Origin of the sequence: Mesorhizobium sp. B2-4-13, from assembly GCF_006658535.1 — a bacterium.
GTDB lineage: Bacteria > Pseudomonadota > Alphaproteobacteria > Rhizobiales > Rhizobiaceae > Mesorhizobium > Mesorhizobium australicum.
The window spans coordinates 87,698-105,265 of sequence record NZ_VFVB01000009.1; the positions used below are offsets into that span (position 1 = coordinate 87,698).

General features: G+C 64.5%; 17 protein-coding genes. 8 read left to right on the plus strand and 9 right to left on the minus strand.

Going from position 1 to position 17,568, the window contains the following annotated elements:
- On the plus strand, positions 1–606 hold the full coding sequence (locus FJ936_RS23100; RefSeq protein WP_181763163.1) for a DNA-3-methyladenine glycosylase: 606 nt from the start codon (positions 1–3) through the stop codon (positions 604–606).
- On the opposite strand, the gene FJ936_RS23105 is transcribed toward FJ936_RS23100, so the two are convergent.
- The 4 genes from FJ936_RS23105 to FJ936_RS23120 all read right to left on the minus strand — a co-directional run bounded on the left by FJ936_RS23105 (position 596) and on the right by FJ936_RS23120 (position 3,995).
- A complete protein-coding gene (locus FJ936_RS23105) occupies positions 596–2,326 on the minus strand; it encodes a SulP family inorganic anion transporter (protein ID WP_141907043.1) in 1,731 nt (576 codons plus the stop codon). The two genes, FJ936_RS23100 and FJ936_RS23105, sit on opposite strands and share 11 nt — an antisense overlap.
- A 61-nt stretch (positions 2,327–2,387) precedes the next feature.
- On the minus strand, positions 2,388–2,666 hold the full coding sequence (locus FJ936_RS23110; RefSeq protein ID WP_023771988.1) for a helix-turn-helix transcriptional regulator: 279 nt from the start codon (positions 2,664–2,666) through the stop codon (positions 2,388–2,390).
- A 274-nt stretch (positions 2,667–2,940) separates the two neighbouring features.
- Entirely contained in the window at positions 2,941–3,645 is a 705-nt protein-coding gene (locus FJ936_RS23115) for a phosphatase PAP2 family protein (protein WP_015314760.1), read from the minus strand.
- 8 nt (positions 3,646–3,653) lie between these two features.
- Positions 3,654–3,995 (minus strand): hypothetical protein, encoded by a 342-nt coding sequence (locus tag FJ936_RS23120; RefSeq protein ID WP_015314759.1) that lies wholly within the window; start codon positions 3,993–3,995, stop codon positions 3,654–3,656.
- Between the two features lie 168 nt (positions 3,996–4,163).
- On the opposite strand from FJ936_RS23120, the gene FJ936_RS23125 reads away from it, so the two are divergent.
- On the plus strand, positions 4,164–5,555 hold the full coding sequence (locus tag FJ936_RS23125) for a sensor histidine kinase (RefSeq protein WP_140712045.1): 1,392 nt from the start codon (positions 4,164–4,166) through the stop codon (positions 5,553–5,555).
- Positions 5,552–6,214 (plus strand): response regulator transcription factor, encoded by a 663-nt coding sequence (locus tag FJ936_RS23130; RefSeq protein WP_015314757.1) that lies wholly within the window; start codon positions 5,552–5,554, stop codon positions 6,212–6,214. The genes FJ936_RS23125 and FJ936_RS23130 overlap by 4 nt, the downstream gene beginning before the upstream one ends.
- A 117-nt stretch (positions 6,215–6,331) precedes the next feature.
- On the opposite strand, the gene FJ936_RS23135 is transcribed toward FJ936_RS23130, so the two are convergent.
- Entirely contained in the window at positions 6,332–6,814 is a 483-nt protein-coding gene (locus FJ936_RS23135; RefSeq protein WP_141907087.1) for a hypothetical protein, read from the minus strand.
- A gap of 276 nt (positions 6,815–7,090) precedes the next feature.
- Between FJ936_RS23135 and FJ936_RS23140 the strand changes: the two genes are divergently transcribed.
- The gene (locus tag FJ936_RS23140; protein WP_141907044.1) at positions 7,091–9,094 is read left to right on the plus strand and encodes a PhoX family phosphatase; all 2,004 of its coding nucleotides are present in this window, start codon (positions 7,091–7,093) and stop codon (positions 9,092–9,094) included.
- A 133-nt stretch (positions 9,095–9,227) separates the two neighbouring features.
- A complete protein-coding gene (locus FJ936_RS23145; RefSeq protein ID WP_015314754.1) occupies positions 9,228–9,452 on the plus strand; it encodes a hypothetical protein in 225 nt (74 codons plus the stop codon).
- Positions 9,453–9,484: 32 nt separating this feature from the next.
- Here FJ936_RS23145 and FJ936_RS23150 read toward each other — a convergent pair whose 3' ends face one another.
- Positions 9,485–10,672, minus strand: coding sequence for an NAD(P)/FAD-dependent oxidoreductase (locus tag FJ936_RS23150; protein ID WP_141907045.1), 1,188 nt, complete (start codon positions 10,670–10,672; stop codon positions 9,485–9,487).
- Between the two features lie 443 nt (positions 10,673–11,115).
- On the opposite strand from FJ936_RS23150, the gene FJ936_RS23155 reads away from it, so the two are divergent.
- Positions 11,116–12,153 carry a phosphatidylglycerol lysyltransferase domain-containing protein gene (locus FJ936_RS23155; protein WP_141907046.1) on the plus strand — a complete coding sequence of 346 codons (1,038 nt, stop codon included), beginning with the start codon at positions 11,116–11,118 and terminating at the stop codon, positions 12,151–12,153.
- Positions 12,154–12,180: 27 nt separating this feature from the next.
- Here the strand turns inward: FJ936_RS23155 and FJ936_RS23160 are convergent, their stop codons facing one another.
- Positions 12,181–12,960, minus strand: coding sequence for an ABC transporter permease (locus tag FJ936_RS23160; protein WP_015314751.1), 780 nt, complete (start codon positions 12,958–12,960; stop codon positions 12,181–12,183).
- Positions 12,957–13,883, minus strand: coding sequence for an ABC transporter ATP-binding protein (locus FJ936_RS23165; protein WP_041163616.1), 927 nt, complete (start codon positions 13,881–13,883; stop codon positions 12,957–12,959). The genes FJ936_RS23160 and FJ936_RS23165 overlap by 4 nt, the downstream gene beginning before the upstream one ends.
- A gap of 236 nt (positions 13,884–14,119) precedes the next feature.
- Here FJ936_RS23165 and FJ936_RS23170 point away from each other — a divergent pair, with 236 nt between their 5' ends.
- Together FJ936_RS23170 and FJ936_RS23180 are read left to right on the plus strand one after the other, a co-directional pair.
- Positions 14,120–15,481, plus strand: a complete 1,362-nt coding sequence (locus FJ936_RS23170) for a cytochrome ubiquinol oxidase subunit I (RefSeq protein ID WP_141907047.1) — start codon at positions 14,120–14,122, stop codon at positions 15,479–15,481.
- A 241-nt stretch (positions 15,482–15,722) separates the two neighbouring features.
- Positions 15,723–16,727 (plus strand): cytochrome d ubiquinol oxidase subunit II, encoded by a 1,005-nt coding sequence (locus tag FJ936_RS23180; protein ID WP_140660324.1) that lies wholly within the window; start codon positions 15,723–15,725, stop codon positions 16,725–16,727.
- A gap of 70 nt (positions 16,728–16,797) precedes the next feature.
- On the opposite strand, the gene msrA is transcribed toward FJ936_RS23180, so the two are convergent.
- Positions 16,798–17,523 (minus strand): peptide-methionine (S)-S-oxide reductase MsrA, encoded by a 726-nt coding sequence (gene msrA, locus FJ936_RS23185; RefSeq protein ID WP_015314746.1) that lies wholly within the window; start codon positions 17,521–17,523, stop codon positions 16,798–16,800.
- Positions 17,524–17,568: the final 45 nt, after the last annotated feature.

Genomic DNA, 17,568 nt, shown 5'->3' on the forward strand with positions numbered 1-17,568 from the left:
ATGACCATGATCGCTCCCCGTCCGCTCGCGCGAGAGGAGCTGCCGGACGATACGGCCGCGCTCGCCCGGTTTCTCCTAGGCAAGCTGGTGGTGCGCGACTTGCCCGAAGGCAGGGTCAGCGGCCGCATCGTCGAGACGGAAGCCTATGTCGTCGGTGATGCGGCCGGGCACGGCTTTCGAGGGATGACGCCGCGCAACCGGTCGCTGTTTCTCGAAGCCGGGCACGCCTATGTCTACCTCGCCTATGGCACCTCCTTCATGCTGAATGTCTCGAGCGAGACGAAAGGGGTCGGAACCGGCGTGCTGATCCGGGCGCTGGAACCGCTGGAAGGCGTCGCGATCATGCGGCTGAACCGAGGCGTCGAGCGCCTGCGCGACCTGGCGCGCGGTCCCGGAAGGCTGGCTGCGGCGTTGCGGATCGATCGTTCGCTCGACGGGATCGACCTGTGCCGGGAAGGCCCGCTGTGGCTCGCTCAGGACGAATGTGAGCCCGGCGCGATCGGACAGGGCATCAGAATCGGCATTTCGAAGGACGCCGACCGCCTGCTGCGGTTCTACGTCAAAGAAAGTCCGTTCGTCAGCGGCCCGGCATCGCTCAATCGCTGAGAGACGGCTGCTCCGCCTCTTGTTTCCCCGCCAATTGGCCCCGCGCGTCGCGGATCGACGCGGCATAGGTCACCAGCGGCGGCTTGACGCCGTGGTTGATCAGCATGCGCCGGATCTGCGGCGAGGCGCCCGAAATGATGAAGCGCACGCCAGCGCGCCCCGCCTTGTGGGCCGCGCTTTCGATGACATTGGCCGCCGTCGAATCGAAAAGCGGCACGGCCGAACAGTCGAGCACGAAGTTGCGGCGCTGGTCGGCGATGCGGTCGAGCACGCTGCCGACAGTGGACGCGGCACCGAAGAAGAAGGCGCCCGAGATGCGGTAGACGACGGTGTCGGCGTCGCTTGCCTCCGCGGAATCATAGGCGCGGGCGCCGCCGGCGCTGTCGGCGACATCGTCCTGCGCCAGGTCCGCCTCGACCGCGACGGACTTGGCCATGCGGTCGATGAACAGGATCGAGCCGAGCGCGAAGCCGACGACGATGCCTTCGGTCAGATCGCGGAAGACGACGATGAGGAAGGTCGCTATCAGCACCAGCGCATCGCCGCGCGATGCCTTGAGCAGCGTGGCGAAGGCTTGTTTCTCGACCATGTTCCAGCAGACCACCGCCAGGACGCCGGCAAGGGCCGCGAGCGGGATGTAGCTGGCAAGCGGCGCCGCCACCAGCATCAGCACCAGCAGGATTCCCGAATGGACCATGCCCGAGACCGGGCCGTGCGCGCCGGCCCGCACATTGGTGGCGGTGCGGGCGATGGTGCCGGTGGCGCAGATGCCGCCGAACAAAGCGGACGCGACATTGGCGAAGCCCTGCGCCACCAACTCGCAATTCGAGCGGTGCCGCCGGCCCGTCATGCCGTCTGCGACGACGGCCGACAGCAGCGATTCGATGGCGCCGAGCAGCGCGAAGGCGATGGCGTCCGGCAAGACGTCGAGCATCCTGCCGAAGCTGACGGGTGGCATGCCAGGCCATTGCAGGCTGCGCGGAATGCCGCCATAGCGCGTGCCGATCGTCTCGGCCGGCAACGCCAACAGCGCCACGACCAGCGAGGCGAGCCCGATGGCGATCAACATGGCCGGCCATTTCGGCCGCCAGCGCTTCAGCAAGACGATGGTCGCGATGGTCAGCGCCGCCACGCCGGTCGCCGCGAGGTTGATCGTGCCGGCTGCTTCGCCAAGCGCGATCAGCTTGGGCACGAACGGTCCGGGCTCCCGGCCCGGCAAGGTCAGCCCGAACAGTTCGACGATCTGGCCGGAGAAGATGATGACGGCAATGCCGGCGGTGAAGCCGACAGTGACCGGATAGGGAATGAACTTGATGTAGGTGCCGAGCCGGAGATAGCCGATGGCAATGAGGAACACACCGGCCATCATCGTCGCCAGCAGCAGGCCGTCGAGGCCGACGCGCGCCACCGTCGCCGCCACCAGCACGATGAAGGCGCCGGCCGGGCCGCCGATCTGGAAGCGGCTGCCGCCCAAGGCCGAGATGATGAAGCCGCCGACGATGGAAGTGTAGAGGCCACGCTCCGGCGTCACGCCCGAAGCGATCGCGATCGCCATCGACAGCGGCAGCGCGACGATGGCGACAGTCAGCCCGGCGATGACATCCGCCTTGAAATGCGGCAGCCGGTAGCCCTCCCGCCAGACCGTCACCAGCTTCGGCGTGAACAGCTCGGAGAATGTCGGCTTCACCGCCTGATGCACTGCCTGACGCGCTTGATCCATGGACTGCCCCTGCAAAAGCGGCGGGATCGTCGGCAGGACTGTCGGCGGTCGCCGTCGCGACTTATTCCGGCTCGGCCTTGGGTTCCGGCGGCATGGCGGGCTTGAGGCGCACGCCCCTGCCGCCGCGCTCGCTGGCCTGGTTCTCGCCGATCAGTTCCACCCCTGCTTCGTCGAGAGCCTGGATGACCTTCATCAGCGTATCGACCACGCCCCTGACCACGCCGCCGCTCGCCTCCATGCGCTGGATGGTGGGAAGCGAGACGCCGGCGCGCTCGGCGAGCGTCCTCTGGTCGATGCCGGCCAGCGCCCTTGCGGCGCGCATCTGCGCGGCAGTGATCATCGGCCGGAATCCCCGTCTGAGCCTGCTGACATAACGTGTAATACCATCATTATCATGCTTCAAGCATCATTATATCAGTTCTAAACGTAACCACTGCAACCTGATGCTCATTTTCTTCGATACCGGCCAAGGATTTCAGGTAGGGTGGCATGCATCAGAGCAGGGGGTACGCGGGTGAACGTTTTCAAGACCTTGGTGATATCGGCAGGCTTGCTGTCGACGGTTCTGGTACTGACGGGCTGCGGAGGGCACCTCATCAACAGGTTGATCTGACTCAGTCAGGCTCCTCGCTCACCGCCTTGCGCCGTTGCAGAAGCCTCGCCACCAACCAGCATAGCATCGCCCAGGCGAAGCCGGCACACCAGCCCGCCAGCACATCAGAGGGCCAGTGGACGCCGAGATAGATGCGGCTGACGCCGACCAGCACTGTCGTCAGCACCGCCAGGAACAGCACGTAGACCTTGGTTGTCCGGCCCGGCAGGAAGCGCGCCGCCAGCGAACCGAGCGTGAGGTAGGTCACCGCCGACAGCATGGCATGGCCGCTCGGGAAGGAAAGCGACGTCTCGTTGACAAGATGCGAAACCAGTTCCGGGCGCGGCCGGTCGACGCCGGCTTTCAGCAGGCTCGACAGCACCTGGCCGCCCGCCACGGCAACGAACATGAGAAGCGCCGTCGCCGGGCGGCGGATCAACAGCAGATAGATGATCGTCGCCGCCGTGATCAGCACCAGAACACTGGAGCTGCCGAGGCTGGTGATGTCGCGCATCGCGCCTTCCAGCCATGGCGGACCGATCGGGATCGCCGGTTGACCGGCCTGGCGGAATGCAAGCAGGATTTCGGTATCGAAGGCGTGCGGCGTGGTGGCCCGTGCCACCTCCATCAATTCCTCGAACGCCCACAGCCCACCGGCGATGACCAGGCCGGCCAGCAGCACCGGGAATTCGACCCGATTGAGCAGAGCTTTCGCGGCGTTCTTCATCGGCACCGTTACATCCGCCCTTGCAGATAGGGCCCAAGCGTGATCAGCGCCACGGCTGCGATTGCCAGCGCGATGCCGGCCGCCTGCAGCGCGTTGACGCGCTCGCCGAAGAACACCAGCGCAACGACATTGACCGAAACCAGCTGGATCACCGCCGAGAGGCTGAACGATACCGACATGCCGAACTCGCGGATCAACCGCAGCATGATCAGATTGCCCAGCGAATAGAGCGCCAGCGTCAGCAGGATCTTGCCGAGGCTGGGCGCCAGCCCCCATTGCTTGGCGGCGGTCGCCGCCAGGAGGAAGATCACCGTCGAAAAGCCGAGCTGCAGAAGTCCCGAAAAACTCAACGTCCCGTCCCCCTCGAAGCGCCTTTTGCCTGATATCGCCGACCTTGTTTCCGAAGCGTGCCGGAACGTCAAGCGACGTCGTTCAAACGAGGGTCTTGGCAACGGCGAGACTGAAGCTCAATGTGCCGGAATCGCCCAGCCTGTCGATAGAGGGGCGGTCAGGGGTTCATGATTCGTATTTTTCAGAACTTGGCGCGGCGCTGGAGCGAGCTTTCCCTTGCCCTGCAATTCGTCGTTGCCGGCGGTTTTGGGCTGCTGGTCGTCATGGTGATCGTCGGGACCTGGGTGACGACGCAGATCCGGGACGGCGTCACTCGCAATTCGGCCGCCACGACGGCGCTCTATGTCGACAGCGTGATTGCGCCGCTGCTGCCCGACCTGCGCAAGAGCGAGGAGCTCAGCGCATCCGTCAAGCAGGCGCTCGACGAGACGCTCGGCCAGGGCGCGCTCGGCAAACGCCTGGCATCCTTCAGGCTCTGGCGCCGCGACGGCACGATCCTCTATGCGAAGGACTCGGCTTTGACGGGTCGCCGCTTCGACCTGAACGACAATCTGCGTTCTGCCTTCCAGGGCAGCGTCGTTGCCCAGTTCGATACGTTCGACGAGAACGAAGACAAGGAGCGGGCCGCGGGTGTGCCGTTGCTCGAGATCTACAATCCAGTGCGCGAGCCCTGGTCCGGCGAAGTGGTCGCCGTCACCGAATTCTACGAGGTCGCCAGCGATTTCAAGGCTACCCTGGCTTCCGCCCTGCTGTCGAGCTGGCTGGTCGTGGCCGGCACCACCTTGACAGCATTTCTGCTACTGTCGGGCATCGTCCTGCGCGGCAGCCGCATTATCGACGACCAGCGCGGGGCGCTGCGCCGCCAGGTGTCCGAGCTGCAGGGCTTGGTGACGCAGAACAGCGCCTTGCGGCATCGTGTGCAGCGGGCGTCCCGCCGCGCCACCGCGCTCAACGAAAGATATCTGCGTCGGATCGGCGCCGACCTGCATGACGGCCCTGCCCAGCTCGTGGCGCTGGCCGCGCTGCGCATGGACAGTCCGGTGTTTACCGGCGACGGGCATGGCAGCGAAGGCCGCTCGACCGAAATCGCCATGATCCGCAAGACACTGGAGGATGCGATGCGCGAGATACGCGGCATCTGCACCGGCCTGGTCCTGCCGCAGATAGAAACGGCGGCGGCGGCGGACGTGCTGCGGCTGGCCGTCGAAGAACACGAGCGCCGGACGGGCACATCGGTGACGCTTACGATGCCGAGACATTTGCCGGAGCCCGGCGCTTCTGAGAAGATCAGCATCTATCGCTTCGTGCAGGAGGGGCTGAACAATGCCTACCGCCACGGACGGGGCAAGGATCAGGCGGTGCGTGCAGGCATGAAAAATGGTAGGCTTTTCGTTGAAGTATCGGACGGCGGACCGGGCTTCGATCCGGCGCGGGCCGAGGGGTTGGGCCTTGCCGGCCTCAGGGAGCGGGTTGAAAGCATTGGCGGCCAATTCGAAACACTCACAGGGCCGAAAGGCACGAAGCTGGTGATCCGTCTTTCGGTCGAGGAGCAAGCATGATCGGCGCCATCCGCATTGCCATTGTCGACGATCATCCGCTGTTCCGCGAAGGCGTGACGCGCAGCCTGTCGGAGATCGGCGGCTTCGAGATGGTCGGCGAAGGTGCGACCGCGCAGGACGCGGAGCGCATCGCCTCGACCATGCAGCCCGACATATTGCTCATCGACATTTCAATGCCGGGCGGCGGCCTGGCCGCGGTTGCCAGCATCCTTGCCGACCATCCCGCCCAGAAGATCGTCATGCTGACCGTTTCAGAGGCGAATGCCGATGTGACCAAGGCCTTGAACGCCGGGGTGCTCGGCTATGTCCTCAAAGGCGTCGGATCGCGTGCGCTTGCCGATATCCTGCGCAACGTGGCGGCCGGCGAAAGCTATCTTTCGCCGATGCTGTCGGCCCGGCTGCTTTCCGACGTGCAGTCCTTGCAGCCCGCCAACGGCGTGGCGGACCGGCTGCGGCAACTCACCGGCCGGCAGACCGAAATACTGCGGCTGGTGGCGGAGGGACTGAGCAACAAGGAAGTCGCCTTGCGCCTGGAACTGCAGGAGAAGACCGTCAAGCATCACATGACGGGGGTGCTGTCGAAACTCAACGTGCGAAATCGTACTGAAGCGGCCCTCATCATGCGCGAGTTTCGCGACCGCGACAGGGACCGTTCGTAGCCATCGTGGAACGCCGCGAAACGAGGTCACCTCCGCCGGGGGGCGGCGGAGGTGACGTGTGAAACTGGTCGTTGCCTGTTGACCAGCTTCACAAGGCGAAATTCATAGGGCCGAAATTCAAAGCGCCTTGAGACGGCTGGCGTCGGCCGGTGTGGCACGGCGATCGATGATCGTGCGGCCGAGCTTATCCTTCATGCTGAAACGGCCGTTCTCGATTTTTTCCGTCAAGCCATCCGGGTGCTGAACTGTAATCTTGTTGCCGTCCACGTCGACCGTGTCGCCGGTCGTGGCGTTGACATGGCTTGTGCTCTGGTTGCCCTGGCCCTTACCCTTTCCGCTATTCCCGCCGCCGCTGTTACCGCTATTGCCGTTGCCGCTGTTTCCTCCATTGCCGCTGTTGCCGCCACCGCCACCGCTGTTACCGCCACCGCCATTCCCACCGCCACCGCCGTTGCCACCCTTGTCGGCATGTGCGGTCGCGGCATCGATTCCAGGCACGAAGCGATGGAAGGCTATTCCATAGGGAGCGATGGTCAGCGCCAGGACGGCCGCCGATCTGAGAGCCAGACGGCAACAACGGGCCGTGATCGATCCACGCATACTGATCTCCGTCGATTGAGCCGGCGCGCCCACCCCAACGTTGCAGTGCAACAACATCGCCGAAAGACGTGGTGACCGGAAGCGACCTCCGACCGTTGCGTTTGTCCCCCAGGACCTTTGCAGGCGCAAGCTTGGACCAAAGTCCCAGGCGAGGCGTGAAAAATCGGTCTCGTGAGCGAGCGGCAGCGGAGATACGATGTCACGAAAATGTGATCAGCCTGACGTAAGGCGGTCGAACAGGCAACAAGCTCCAGCCAAACCAAGCCAGAGGTTCCCATGACCGAACATCGCTCTCCCGACGCCCGATTCCGCACCAGCCTGCTCGAGCAAAATGAAGGCCCGGCCAACAATCCCAGCGAGAACCGCACCATGGGCGAGATCATCGCCGCGCGGTTCTCGCGCCGTGGCTTTCTCAAGGGTTCGCTTGCCGTTTCGGCGATCGCCGCCACCGTCAGCCCGCTGGCCATGATCGCCGCCGACGATGCCCGCGCCGCGGAAGGCTCAGCGTTCAAATTCGACGAGCTGGAGGCCGGTATCGACGATAAGCACCACGTCGCGCCGGGCTACGACGCCGACGTTTTGCTGCGCTGGGGCGATCCGCTGTTTGCCGATTCGCCGGAATTCGACCCGACGAAGCAGTCGGCGCAAGCCCAGGCCAAGCAGTTCGGCTACAACAACGACTATGTCGGTTACATCCCGCTCGATGGCTCGGCCGAGCATGGCTTGCTGGTGGTCAACCACGAATACACCAACCCGCATCTGATGTTCCCAGGCATCGTCAAGATTGTCGAGAAGGACGGCAAGAAGTCGGCCGAGGTGGCGCCGCTCTCGAAAGAGCAGGTCGATGTCGAGATGGCCGCCCATGGCGGCACCATCGTCGAGATCCGCAAGGATGGCGGCAAATGGCGGGCAATTCGCGACGGCAAGCTCAACCGCCGCATCACCGCCAACACCGAGATGGCGCTGTCGGGCCCGGTTGCCGGCCATGACCGCGTCAAGACCAATGCCGACCCGTCCGGCGTCAAGGTGTTCGGCACCATCAACAATTGCGCCGGCGGGGTCACGCCCTGGGGCACGTATGTGATGTCCGAGGAGAACATCCATGGCTATTTCTCCGGCGAGCTGCCGGAGGGCCACAAGGAGGCCGCCAACTACAAGCGCCTCGGCATTCCGGAAGGCGCCTATGAATGGGGCGCGCACTATGACCGCTTCAGCCTGGCCAAGGAGCCGAACGAGCCCAACCGCTTCGGCTGGATCGTCGAGGTCGATGTCAACGACCCGGCCTCGGTGCCGCGCAAGCGCACCGCCATGGGCCGCTTCAAGCATGAGGGCGCCGAATCGATCGTCGCCAAGGATGGTCGAGTGGTCTTCTATCTCGGCGACGACGAGCGCTTCGACTATGTCTACAAGTTCGTCACCAAGGGCATGTTCAACGCCGGCGACCGCGCGGCCAACAAGGATATGCTCGACGACGGCACGCTGCATGTCGCCAAATTCGCGGAGGACGGCTCGGTCGAATGGATGCCGATCGTGTTCGGCCAAGGGCCGCTGACGGCGGAAAACGGTTTTGCCGGCCAGGCCGACGTGCTGATCGAGACACGTCGCGCCGCCGACCTCCTTGGCGCCACCAAGATGGACCGGCCCGAAGACATCCAGCCCAATGCCAGCAACGGCAAGGTCTATGTCATGCTGACCAACAATTCCAAGCGCAAGGCCGATCAGGTCGACGCCGCCAACCCGCGTGCCGAAAACGCCTTCGGCCACATCATCGAAATCGTCGAGGACGAGGGCGATTTCGCCGCCACCAAAGGCAAGTGGGAAGTGCTGCTGAAATGCGGCGACCCGTCGGTGGCCGCCGTCGGCGCCACCTTCTCCACCGCGACGACGGCCCATGGCTGGTTCGGCATGCCCGACAATTGCGCGGTCGATTCGGCCGGGCGCCTGTGGGTCGCCACCGACGGCCAGGGCCCGAAGGCAACCGGCCGCACCGACGGCCTGTGGGCGGTGGACACGGAAGGATCGGCGCGGGCGACCTCGAAACTGTTCTTCCGGGTGCCGATCGGCGCCGAAATGTGCGGCCCGCTGTTTACGCCGGACGACCAGACCGCCTTTGTCGCCGTCCAGCATCCGGGTGACGGCGGCGAGGATTGGGAAGCGTTCGGCCGGCCCTCCTATTATGAGGACCTGTCGACCCGCTGGCCCGATTTCAGGCCCGACATGCCGGTGCGGCCGGCGGTGGTCGCCATCACCAAACAGGGTGGCGGCAAGATCGCCGTCTGAGGTCGGGCGAGACAAAAATGAGAGGGGCTCCGGTGATCCGGGGCCTCTCTTTTGTGCGATATCATATTCAAGCCTCGGGAAAGATTGGCAATTTACACGTGGCGCCCTAGATCGTGATCAGGAGATCATCGCCATGCCCAAGTCGATCTACGACCGTGGCTTGCTCAAACCTGACGAAGTGGCCACCTTGCAACGTGTCTTTGACGAGGCCTGCCGCCGACGGCAAGCGCATCCCGAATCCGTCGAGGCGCGTGAATTGGCGCTCACCTTGCTGGCCCTCTACAATGCCGGCATGGTCGACGAGGAGATGCTGACCGAGGCTGTCGGTTTCCGGCGGCTGGAGCCGAAATCGGCGTGACGCCGACGGCAAATGTTGTCCTATGCGGTCGCTCAGCGTGAGGCGCCGGAGGGGCGGGATGAGCCGGCGATCCGCGCAGCTATCGCCTTGGCCAATATGCCGGCATTGGCAAAGCAGCCGCGGATGCTCGGCCGCATGCCGGTGAACCACAGGCCGGGCAGTTTCGGATCGGCCTGGCCCCCGTTGAAGAGCGGAACGCCCTTCTCGTCGAGCACGCCGAGATTGCCGACCATCCGCTCCAGCCCGGTGCGGTAGCCCGTCGCGGCAATGACGATGTCGGGAGCGATCAGGCTGCCATTGGCCAGGATGACGCCGTCGCGGGTGAACTCCCGTACCCCGGGCACCACCACGATCCTGCCCGATTTGATGGCATCGACGGCGCCATCGTCGGCGGCGATCGCGGTATAGTCCGAGGTCAGGCGGCTGGCGCCGCCCGCGGGCGCGGGCGGCACGCCGAATTTGGTGAGATCGCCGAACACCAGGCGCTGCGTCACCGCCATCACCGCATCGGCGACGCGCAGCGGCAGGCGCGCCATGAGCGGCGAGAGGCGGTGCACGGCGATCTTGCCGACGCGCTTGGGCAAAAGGGCGGGGCCGTTGCGGGCCGACAGCCAGACAGCGGCGGCATCGACACCGGCCAGATGATTGAGTGCGTCGAAGCCCGAATTGCCGGCGCCGACAACCAGCACCTTCTTGCCCGCATAGGCCTGGGCATCGCCAAAATCCGCCGAGTGGATGATCCGGCCCCCGAACGCCTGCATGCCCGTCCACTGCGGCGTGAAGGGTTCCCGGTCGCGGCCGGTGGCCACAACGACATGGCGCGCCAGGCGCGAGCCGGCGCTGGTGCGCACGACCCAGTGATAGCCCCTGAACGTGATGGACTCGACGGAAACGCCAAACTCCACCGGCAAACGGTTCGCCTCATGGAAATCGTTCATATGGCGGATGACGACGTCCCGGTGCGGAAAGGCAGGGGTGCCCTTGGGATAGGCAAGGCCAGGCAGTGCCGAGAGATCGCGGTGGGTGTTGAGGTGCAGCTGCTCGTGGCGCCGGCGCCAGGGCTCGGCCAGCCGGCTTTCCTTCTCCAGGATCGCCGTCGCCACGCCGGCCTTCATCAAGGCCCTCGCGACGGCCAGCCCGGCGGCGCCGGCGCCAACGACGATCGCCGGCTCGACCGTCACCGCCTGCTCCACCATCGATCTGCTTGTCGTATCAGCCATTCACTCTCGAACCCCATTCGCCCTCGCGGCAGCCCTGAAGGCTCGCAGGCCGCTGTAACAGTTTGATCGCGCGCAGGACCCGAACGGCAACTCGATGCCGATTTTCGATGGTCCCGCGCCGAGGCGGCTTCGCGTCCGGAGCATTCCGCCGCCTGGCGGAAACAGCCGGTCGCGGCACCGCGTCAAAACCACGACATGGAGCGCGTTACCCGCTTCCGTCCGAATACATCCAGCCCTATATGGCATATCGGCGGCATCGGCGATAATCAGGTCGCGGCAAAGTGATTGATTCGAGGTCCGGGGGCTGGCGGATCTCGTCACGGACGCGGGCATTCGAAACTGGCAACCCGATTTCGGCTACCCTGCGAAAAATCAAGACGCCGTGGCGCGTCTTGCGTGTCGTCGGACACGTCGCGCCATGGACGGCACGCGGAATCTCGACCATGCCCTCCTTGCGGATCTATTTCGACAACCTCCTTGAGGGAGCCTCGCCCAAGGTCGAGCGCCGGGCGCTGACGCATGTCGAACGGCTGGCGCTGGTGCGCCGTCATGGCGACTTCTCGCTCGCCTATTCCACCGCCGTGCAAAGCAAGCTTTCCTATTTTGGCGATGCCGACGGTTACATCGCCTTCGGCACCAAGATGAGGCATCATTTCGCGCTCGGCGATCCGGTGGCGGCGCCGGATCGGCGGCCCGATTACATCAGACGCTTCGTCGAGAGCGCCGGCGGCCCGTGGTTCGTGCAGATCGGCGAACAGACCGCCCAGGTCCTTGCCGGCCTTGGCTACAAGATCAACCGGCTGGGCATCGACACGCGCCTCGTTCTGCCCGACCATGATTTTTCCGGCAAGCGCAACGAAACGGTGCGTTATTCCGAGCGCTGGCTGTTGAAGAAGGGCTTTTCGTTCGAGGAGGACAAACGCACGATCCACCTCGACGAGATCTCCCGGCTGTCTCAAAACTGGCGCGGCGACCGTATCGTCAAGCGATGGGAGATGGCTTTCCTCAACCGACCATTTTACGATCAGCTCGGCACCGATATGCGCCGTTTCGTGCTGCACGGCCCCGATGGCGACCTCGTCGCCTTGCTCGATTTCGATCCGATGTTCGCCGACGGCAAGGTGATCGGCTACACCACGGCCTTCAAGCGCAAGCACATCGATGCCTCGCCGCATGCCGAGATCGGCCTGACCAAATTCGCCGTCGACCGCTTTCGCGAGGAAGGCATTTCGGTGGTGACGCTCGGCCTGTCGCCGCTGCTCGATGTCGGCCCGAGCGGATTTGCCGAAAGCGAGTTCTGGCGCAACACCTTCCAGCGCGCCTACGACTCGCCCTGGGTCAACCGCCGCAGGTTCAACCTGCAGGGGCAGGCGGCATTCAAGCGCCGCTTCCACGGCGCCGAGGAGCCGGTCTATATCGCCTTTCGCGAGGGGACCTACATCGAGATGCTGGGATTGCTGCGGCTGGTCAAGGCCATTTGAGGCCTCTCTCACGACCTTAGGGCCGCGTCAGTTCCTCAGCCGGTAGCCGGTCCGGAAGATCCAGGCGACGATCGCGATGCAGACGGCCAGGAACACCAGCGTCATGCCGAGGCTGACGACGACCGAGACATCGGCCTTGCCGTAGAAACTCCAGCGGAAGCCGCTGATCAGGTAGACCACCGGGTTGAACAGCGTGATCGTCTTCCAGATGCCGGGCAGCATGTGGATCGAATAGAAGCTGCCGCCGAGGAAGGTCAGCGGGGTGATGATCAGCAGCGGCACCAGCTGCAGCTGCTCGAAGCTTTTCGCCCAGATGCCGATGATGAAGCCGAACAGGCTGAAGGTCACCGCCGTCAGGATCAGGAAGGCGAGCATCCAGAACGGATGTTCGATGTGCAGCGGCACGAACAGCGAGGCGGTGGCCAGGATGATCAGGCCGAGGATGATCGACTTGGTCGCGGCGCCGCCGACATAGGCGATGACGATCTCCAGGTAGGAGACCGGCGCCGACAAAAGCTCGTAGATCGAGCCGACGAATTTCGGGAAATAGATGGCGAAAGAGGCATTGGAGATCGACTGCGTCAACAGCGACAGCATGATCAGTCCCGGCACGATGAAGGCGCCGTAGGCGATGCCGTCGATTTCGGTTATGCGCGAGCCGATGGCCGAGCCGAAGACGACGAAATAGAGCGACGTCGAGATGACTGGCGAGATGATGCTCTGCAGCACGGTGCGGAACGCACGCGCCATCTCGACCCGGTAGATCGCCCAGACCGCGCGAAAATTAGGGGCCGCACGCAGGTTCATGGCTCTTGCCTCAGGAGATTGACGAAGATCTCTTCGAGCGAGCTGTTCTTGGTGTCGAGATCGCGGAACTGGATGCCGGCCGCCTCGAGATCCCTGATCAGCGAGGCGACGCCCGGCCGGTCGCTCTGGTTGTCGTATGTGTAGGTGAGTTGCGTGCCATCCGGCGACAGTTCGAGCGCATAGCGCGAGAGCCCGTCGGGCACGCTGCCGAGCGGCGCGCGCAGCTCCAGCCTCATCTCCTTGCGGCCGAGTTTGCGCATCAGTTCGGCCTTGCCCTCGACCAGGATGATCTCGCCGCGGTTGATGACGCCGACGCGGTCGGCCATGGCCTCGGCTTCCTCGATATAGTGCGTGGTAAGGATGATGGTGACGCCGTCCTCGCGCAGCCGCCGGACCATCGCCCACATGTCCTGGCGCAGTTCGACGTCGACGCCGGCGGTCGGTTCGTCGAGGAACAGGATACGCGGCTCGTGCGACAGCGCCTTGGCGATCATCAGCCGCCGCTTCATGCCGCCCGACAGCGTGATCGCCTTGGCGTCCTTCTTGTCCCACAGCGACAGGTCGCGCAGCACCTTCTCGACGAAGGCCGGGTTGGCCGGCTTGCCGAACAGGCCGCGGCTGTAATTGACGGTCGCCCAGACGCTCTCGAACGCGTCGATGGTGAGTTCCTGCGGCACCAGCCCGATCAGGCTGCGCGCGGCGCGATAGTCCTTGTTGATGTCATGGCCATCGACGGTCACGGTACCCGAAGAGCGGTTGACGATGCCGCAGACGATCGAGATCAGCGTCGTCTTGCCGGCGCCATTGGGGCCGAGCAGCGCGAAGATCTCGCCGCGCTGGATATCGAGGCTGACTTCCTTGAGCGCGGTGAAGCCGGTGGCGTAGGTCTTGGAGACCCCGGAAATGGACAATATGGAGGGCATGGTTGAAAACGGCTGCCTGAAAGAGGTGACTTGATATAGGCCTGTTGTCGCCCAGTGCAACCGCAAGTCAATGCCCTGCTGCCAGTTCTGGACATCGAAGCGCGGAGCTGGCTGGGAATGCGCCGCGTCCATCCGGTAAAATTGTCCTGTGGCGTTCAGCCTCGCGGCAGGAGGCCGCTTTGACCTGACCCCGCTTCGGGCCTATCCTTCGCGAGTATTTACAGCCGGAGCCCGCCATGGACCCGCTCATACTGTCGCGCATGCAGTTCGGCGCGAATATTTCGTTTCATATCCTGTTTCCGACAATCACCATTGCCCTTGGCTGGGTGCTGCTGTTCTTCAAGCTGCGCTACAACGCGACCAATGATTCCGCCTGGATGCGCGCCTATTTCACCTGGGTGAAGGTGTTCGCGCTGTCGTTTGCCATGGGCGTGGTCTCGGGCGTCACCATGAGCTTCCAGTTCGGCACCAACTGGCCGGGCTACATGCAGCATGTCGGCAACATCGCCGGACCGCTGCTCGCCTACGAGATCCTCACCGCCTTCTTCCTCGAGGCGGCCTTTCTCGGCATCATGCTGTTCGGCTTCCGCCGCGTCTCCAACCGCATCCACACGCTGGCGACGGTGCTGGTCGCCGGCGGCACGACGCTGTCGGCGTTCTGGATCATCGCCCTCAATTCCTGGATGCAGACGCCGGCCGGCTTCGAGATGCGCGACGGCGTCGCGCACGCCGTCGACTGGTGGGCCATCGTCTTCAACCCGTCCATGCCCTACCGGCTGGTGCATATGCTGCTCGCCTCGGGGCTTACGGTGTCGTTCCTGATCGCCGGTCTGTCGGCGCTGCGCTACCTCAACGGCGACCGTTCGGAATCGATGTGGAAGGCGCTGCGCACCGGCGTCTTTACCGCTGCGATCCTGATCCCGATCCAGATCCTGGCCGGCGACCAGCATGGGCTCAACACGCTGGAACACCAGCCGCAGAAGATCGCCGCCATGGAGGCCAACTGGAACACCGGTCCCAACGTGCCGCTGGTTTTGTTCGCGCTGCCCGACGAGGCGGCCAGGGAAAACAAGTTCGAGGTCGCGATTCCGGACGGGGCCAGCCTTATCCTGCGGCACTCGACCGACGGTGTGGTGCCGGGGCTGAACGACTATCCCGGCAACCATCCGCCGGTCTTTCCGCTCTTCTGGAGCTTTCGCATCATGGTTGGCACCGGGCTTTTGATGCTCGCCGTCTCCTGGTCGGCCGCCTTCTTCCTCAAGCGCCGGCACGCGCTGCCAAAGCCGCTCGCCATGCTGATGGTGCCGATGGCGCTGTCGGGCTGGCTGGCGACGCTGGCCGGCTGGTACACGACCGAGATCGGCCGCCAGCCCTGGCTGGTGACCGGCGTATTGAAGACCGCCGACGCCGTCGGGCCGGTGGCCGGCAGCCATGTGGCGCTGACGCTCGCCATCTATCTCCTGCTCTACGTGCTTTTGCTGATCGCCTATCTCGGCGTGCTGGTGCACCTGGCGCTGAAGGCGGCCAAGGACGGCGACACCTCGCCGCTGCCGGGTGTTCTCAACGCACCGCTGTCGCAGCCGGCCGCGGGGGAGTGAGCATGTTTTCATTGCAGGCCCGCGCCGCCCCTCACCTGCCTGCCGGCATCCTCTCCCCGTATAGGGACGGGGAGAGGAGCGCTGAGTCCTATGGTTTCGCCAATCGCCAACGTTGCATGGATGGCGCCGGCGTTGCGGCCAGCCCGCTTCTCCCCGTCCCTATACGGGGAGAAGTGCCCGGCAGGGCGATGAGGGGCTGCGCTAGCTTCGCAAACCGAAGTCAGGGCGTGAGGAGAGCAAGATGACCTATGACTGGCCGACCCTGCTCCCCCTCATCTTCGCCGGACTGATGGGCCTTGCCATCCTGATCTACGTCATTCTCGACGGCTTCGACCTCGGCATCGGCATCCTCTTCGCCGCCGCCGAGGACACCGAACAGGACACCATGATCGCGGCGATCGGCCCGTTCTGGGATGCCAACGAAACCTGGCTGGTGCTGGCCGTCGGCCTGCTGCTGGTCGCCTTTCCGCTGGCGCATGGCGTCATCCTGACAGCTCTCTACATTCCGGTCTTCGTCCTGCTGGTCGGCCTGATCCTGCGCGGCGTCGCCTTCGATTTCCGCGCCAAGGTGCCGGCGGGGAAGAAACATCGCTGGAACCGTATTTTCTTCCTTGGCTCGCTCATCGCCTCGCTGGCGCAAGGCTATATGCTGGGCGTCTACGTGCTCGGCCTCGATGTCGGGCCAGGCGGCATGGCTTTTGGCGTGCTGGTGGCGTTCTGCCTGGCGGCGGCCTACGCGGCGATGGGCTCCGCCTGGGTGATCTACAAGACCGAAGGCGCGCTGCAGAAGAAGGCGGTGCTCTGGCTGCGCACCGCGCTGGTGCTGACCGCGCTCGGAATGGCCGCCGTGTCGCTGGCGACGCCGTTCGCCAGCCCGCGCATCTTCGCCAAATGGTTCGTCTGGCCCGAGATGCTCTATCTGTCGCCGCTGCCGATCCTGTCGGCGCTGCTGTTTGCCTGGCTGTGGCGGCAGACCTTCCATCTGCCGAGGCCTGACGATCGCCATTCGCTGACACCGTTCCTGACGCTGGCCACCATCTTCGCGCTCGGCTTTGCCGGCCTGGCCTGGTCGTTCTATCCCTATGTGGTGCCCGATCGCCTGACCATCTGGCAGGCGGCGTCGGCGCCCGAAAGCCTGGCGATCATCCTGGCCGGCACCGTGGTGGTGCTGCCGGTCATCATCTTCTATTCGTTCTATGCCTACCGCGTGTTCGGCGGCAAGGCGACGGATCTGACGTATGATTGAGGCGCGATGACAGCGCCTTTCTCCCCGTATAATGACGGGGAGAAAGGCCAGAATGGCGCGCCTCGCAATCTCAGTTGCTCGCCGACAGCACCAGCACCGGCTTTTCGCTGTAAAGCGCCGGGAACAGCGTCTTCAAATTCGCCACCTTGGGCAGGTCGTTGTAGACGATGTAGGGATAGGTCGGGTTCAGCGTCAAAAAGTCCTGGTGGTAGGTCTCGGCCGGATAGAAGGTCTTGCCGGTCTCCAGCGTGGTGACGATCGGCTCGCCGAACACTTTGGCCTTGTCGAGCTGGGCGATGTAGCTCTGCGCGATTTTCTTCTGGGCGTCGTTTTCGGCGAAGATCGTCGAGCGGTACTGGGTGCCCGAGTCCGGACCCTGGTAGTTGAGCTGGGTCGGGTTGTGAGCGACCGAGAAATAGACCTGCAGCAGCTGGCCGTAGGTGACCTTGGACGGATCATAGGTGATCTCGACGGACTCTGCGTGGCCGGTGCGGCCGGTGCCGACCGTCTCGTAGACGGCGTCGTCCTTGGCGCCGCCGGTATAGCCCGAGACCGCCTTGCTGACGCCCTTGACGTGCTGGAACACGCCCTGCACGCCCCAGAAGCAGCCGCCGGCGAAGATCGCCTTCTCTGTGCCGGTGGCCGCCTTTTCGTCGATTGCCGGCGGCGGGATCTTCACGGCATCCTCGGCGGAGATGGCCGGCGTCAGCCAGAAGGCGGCGCCCGCGACGGCAAGGGCGAGGGCGGCGAGCGCGCCCCGGACAAAGCCTGTCGAACGTTTGTTGATAGTGGTCATGGTTGCACTCCTCATGGCTTCCATTGGGATCAGTCTATTGGATCA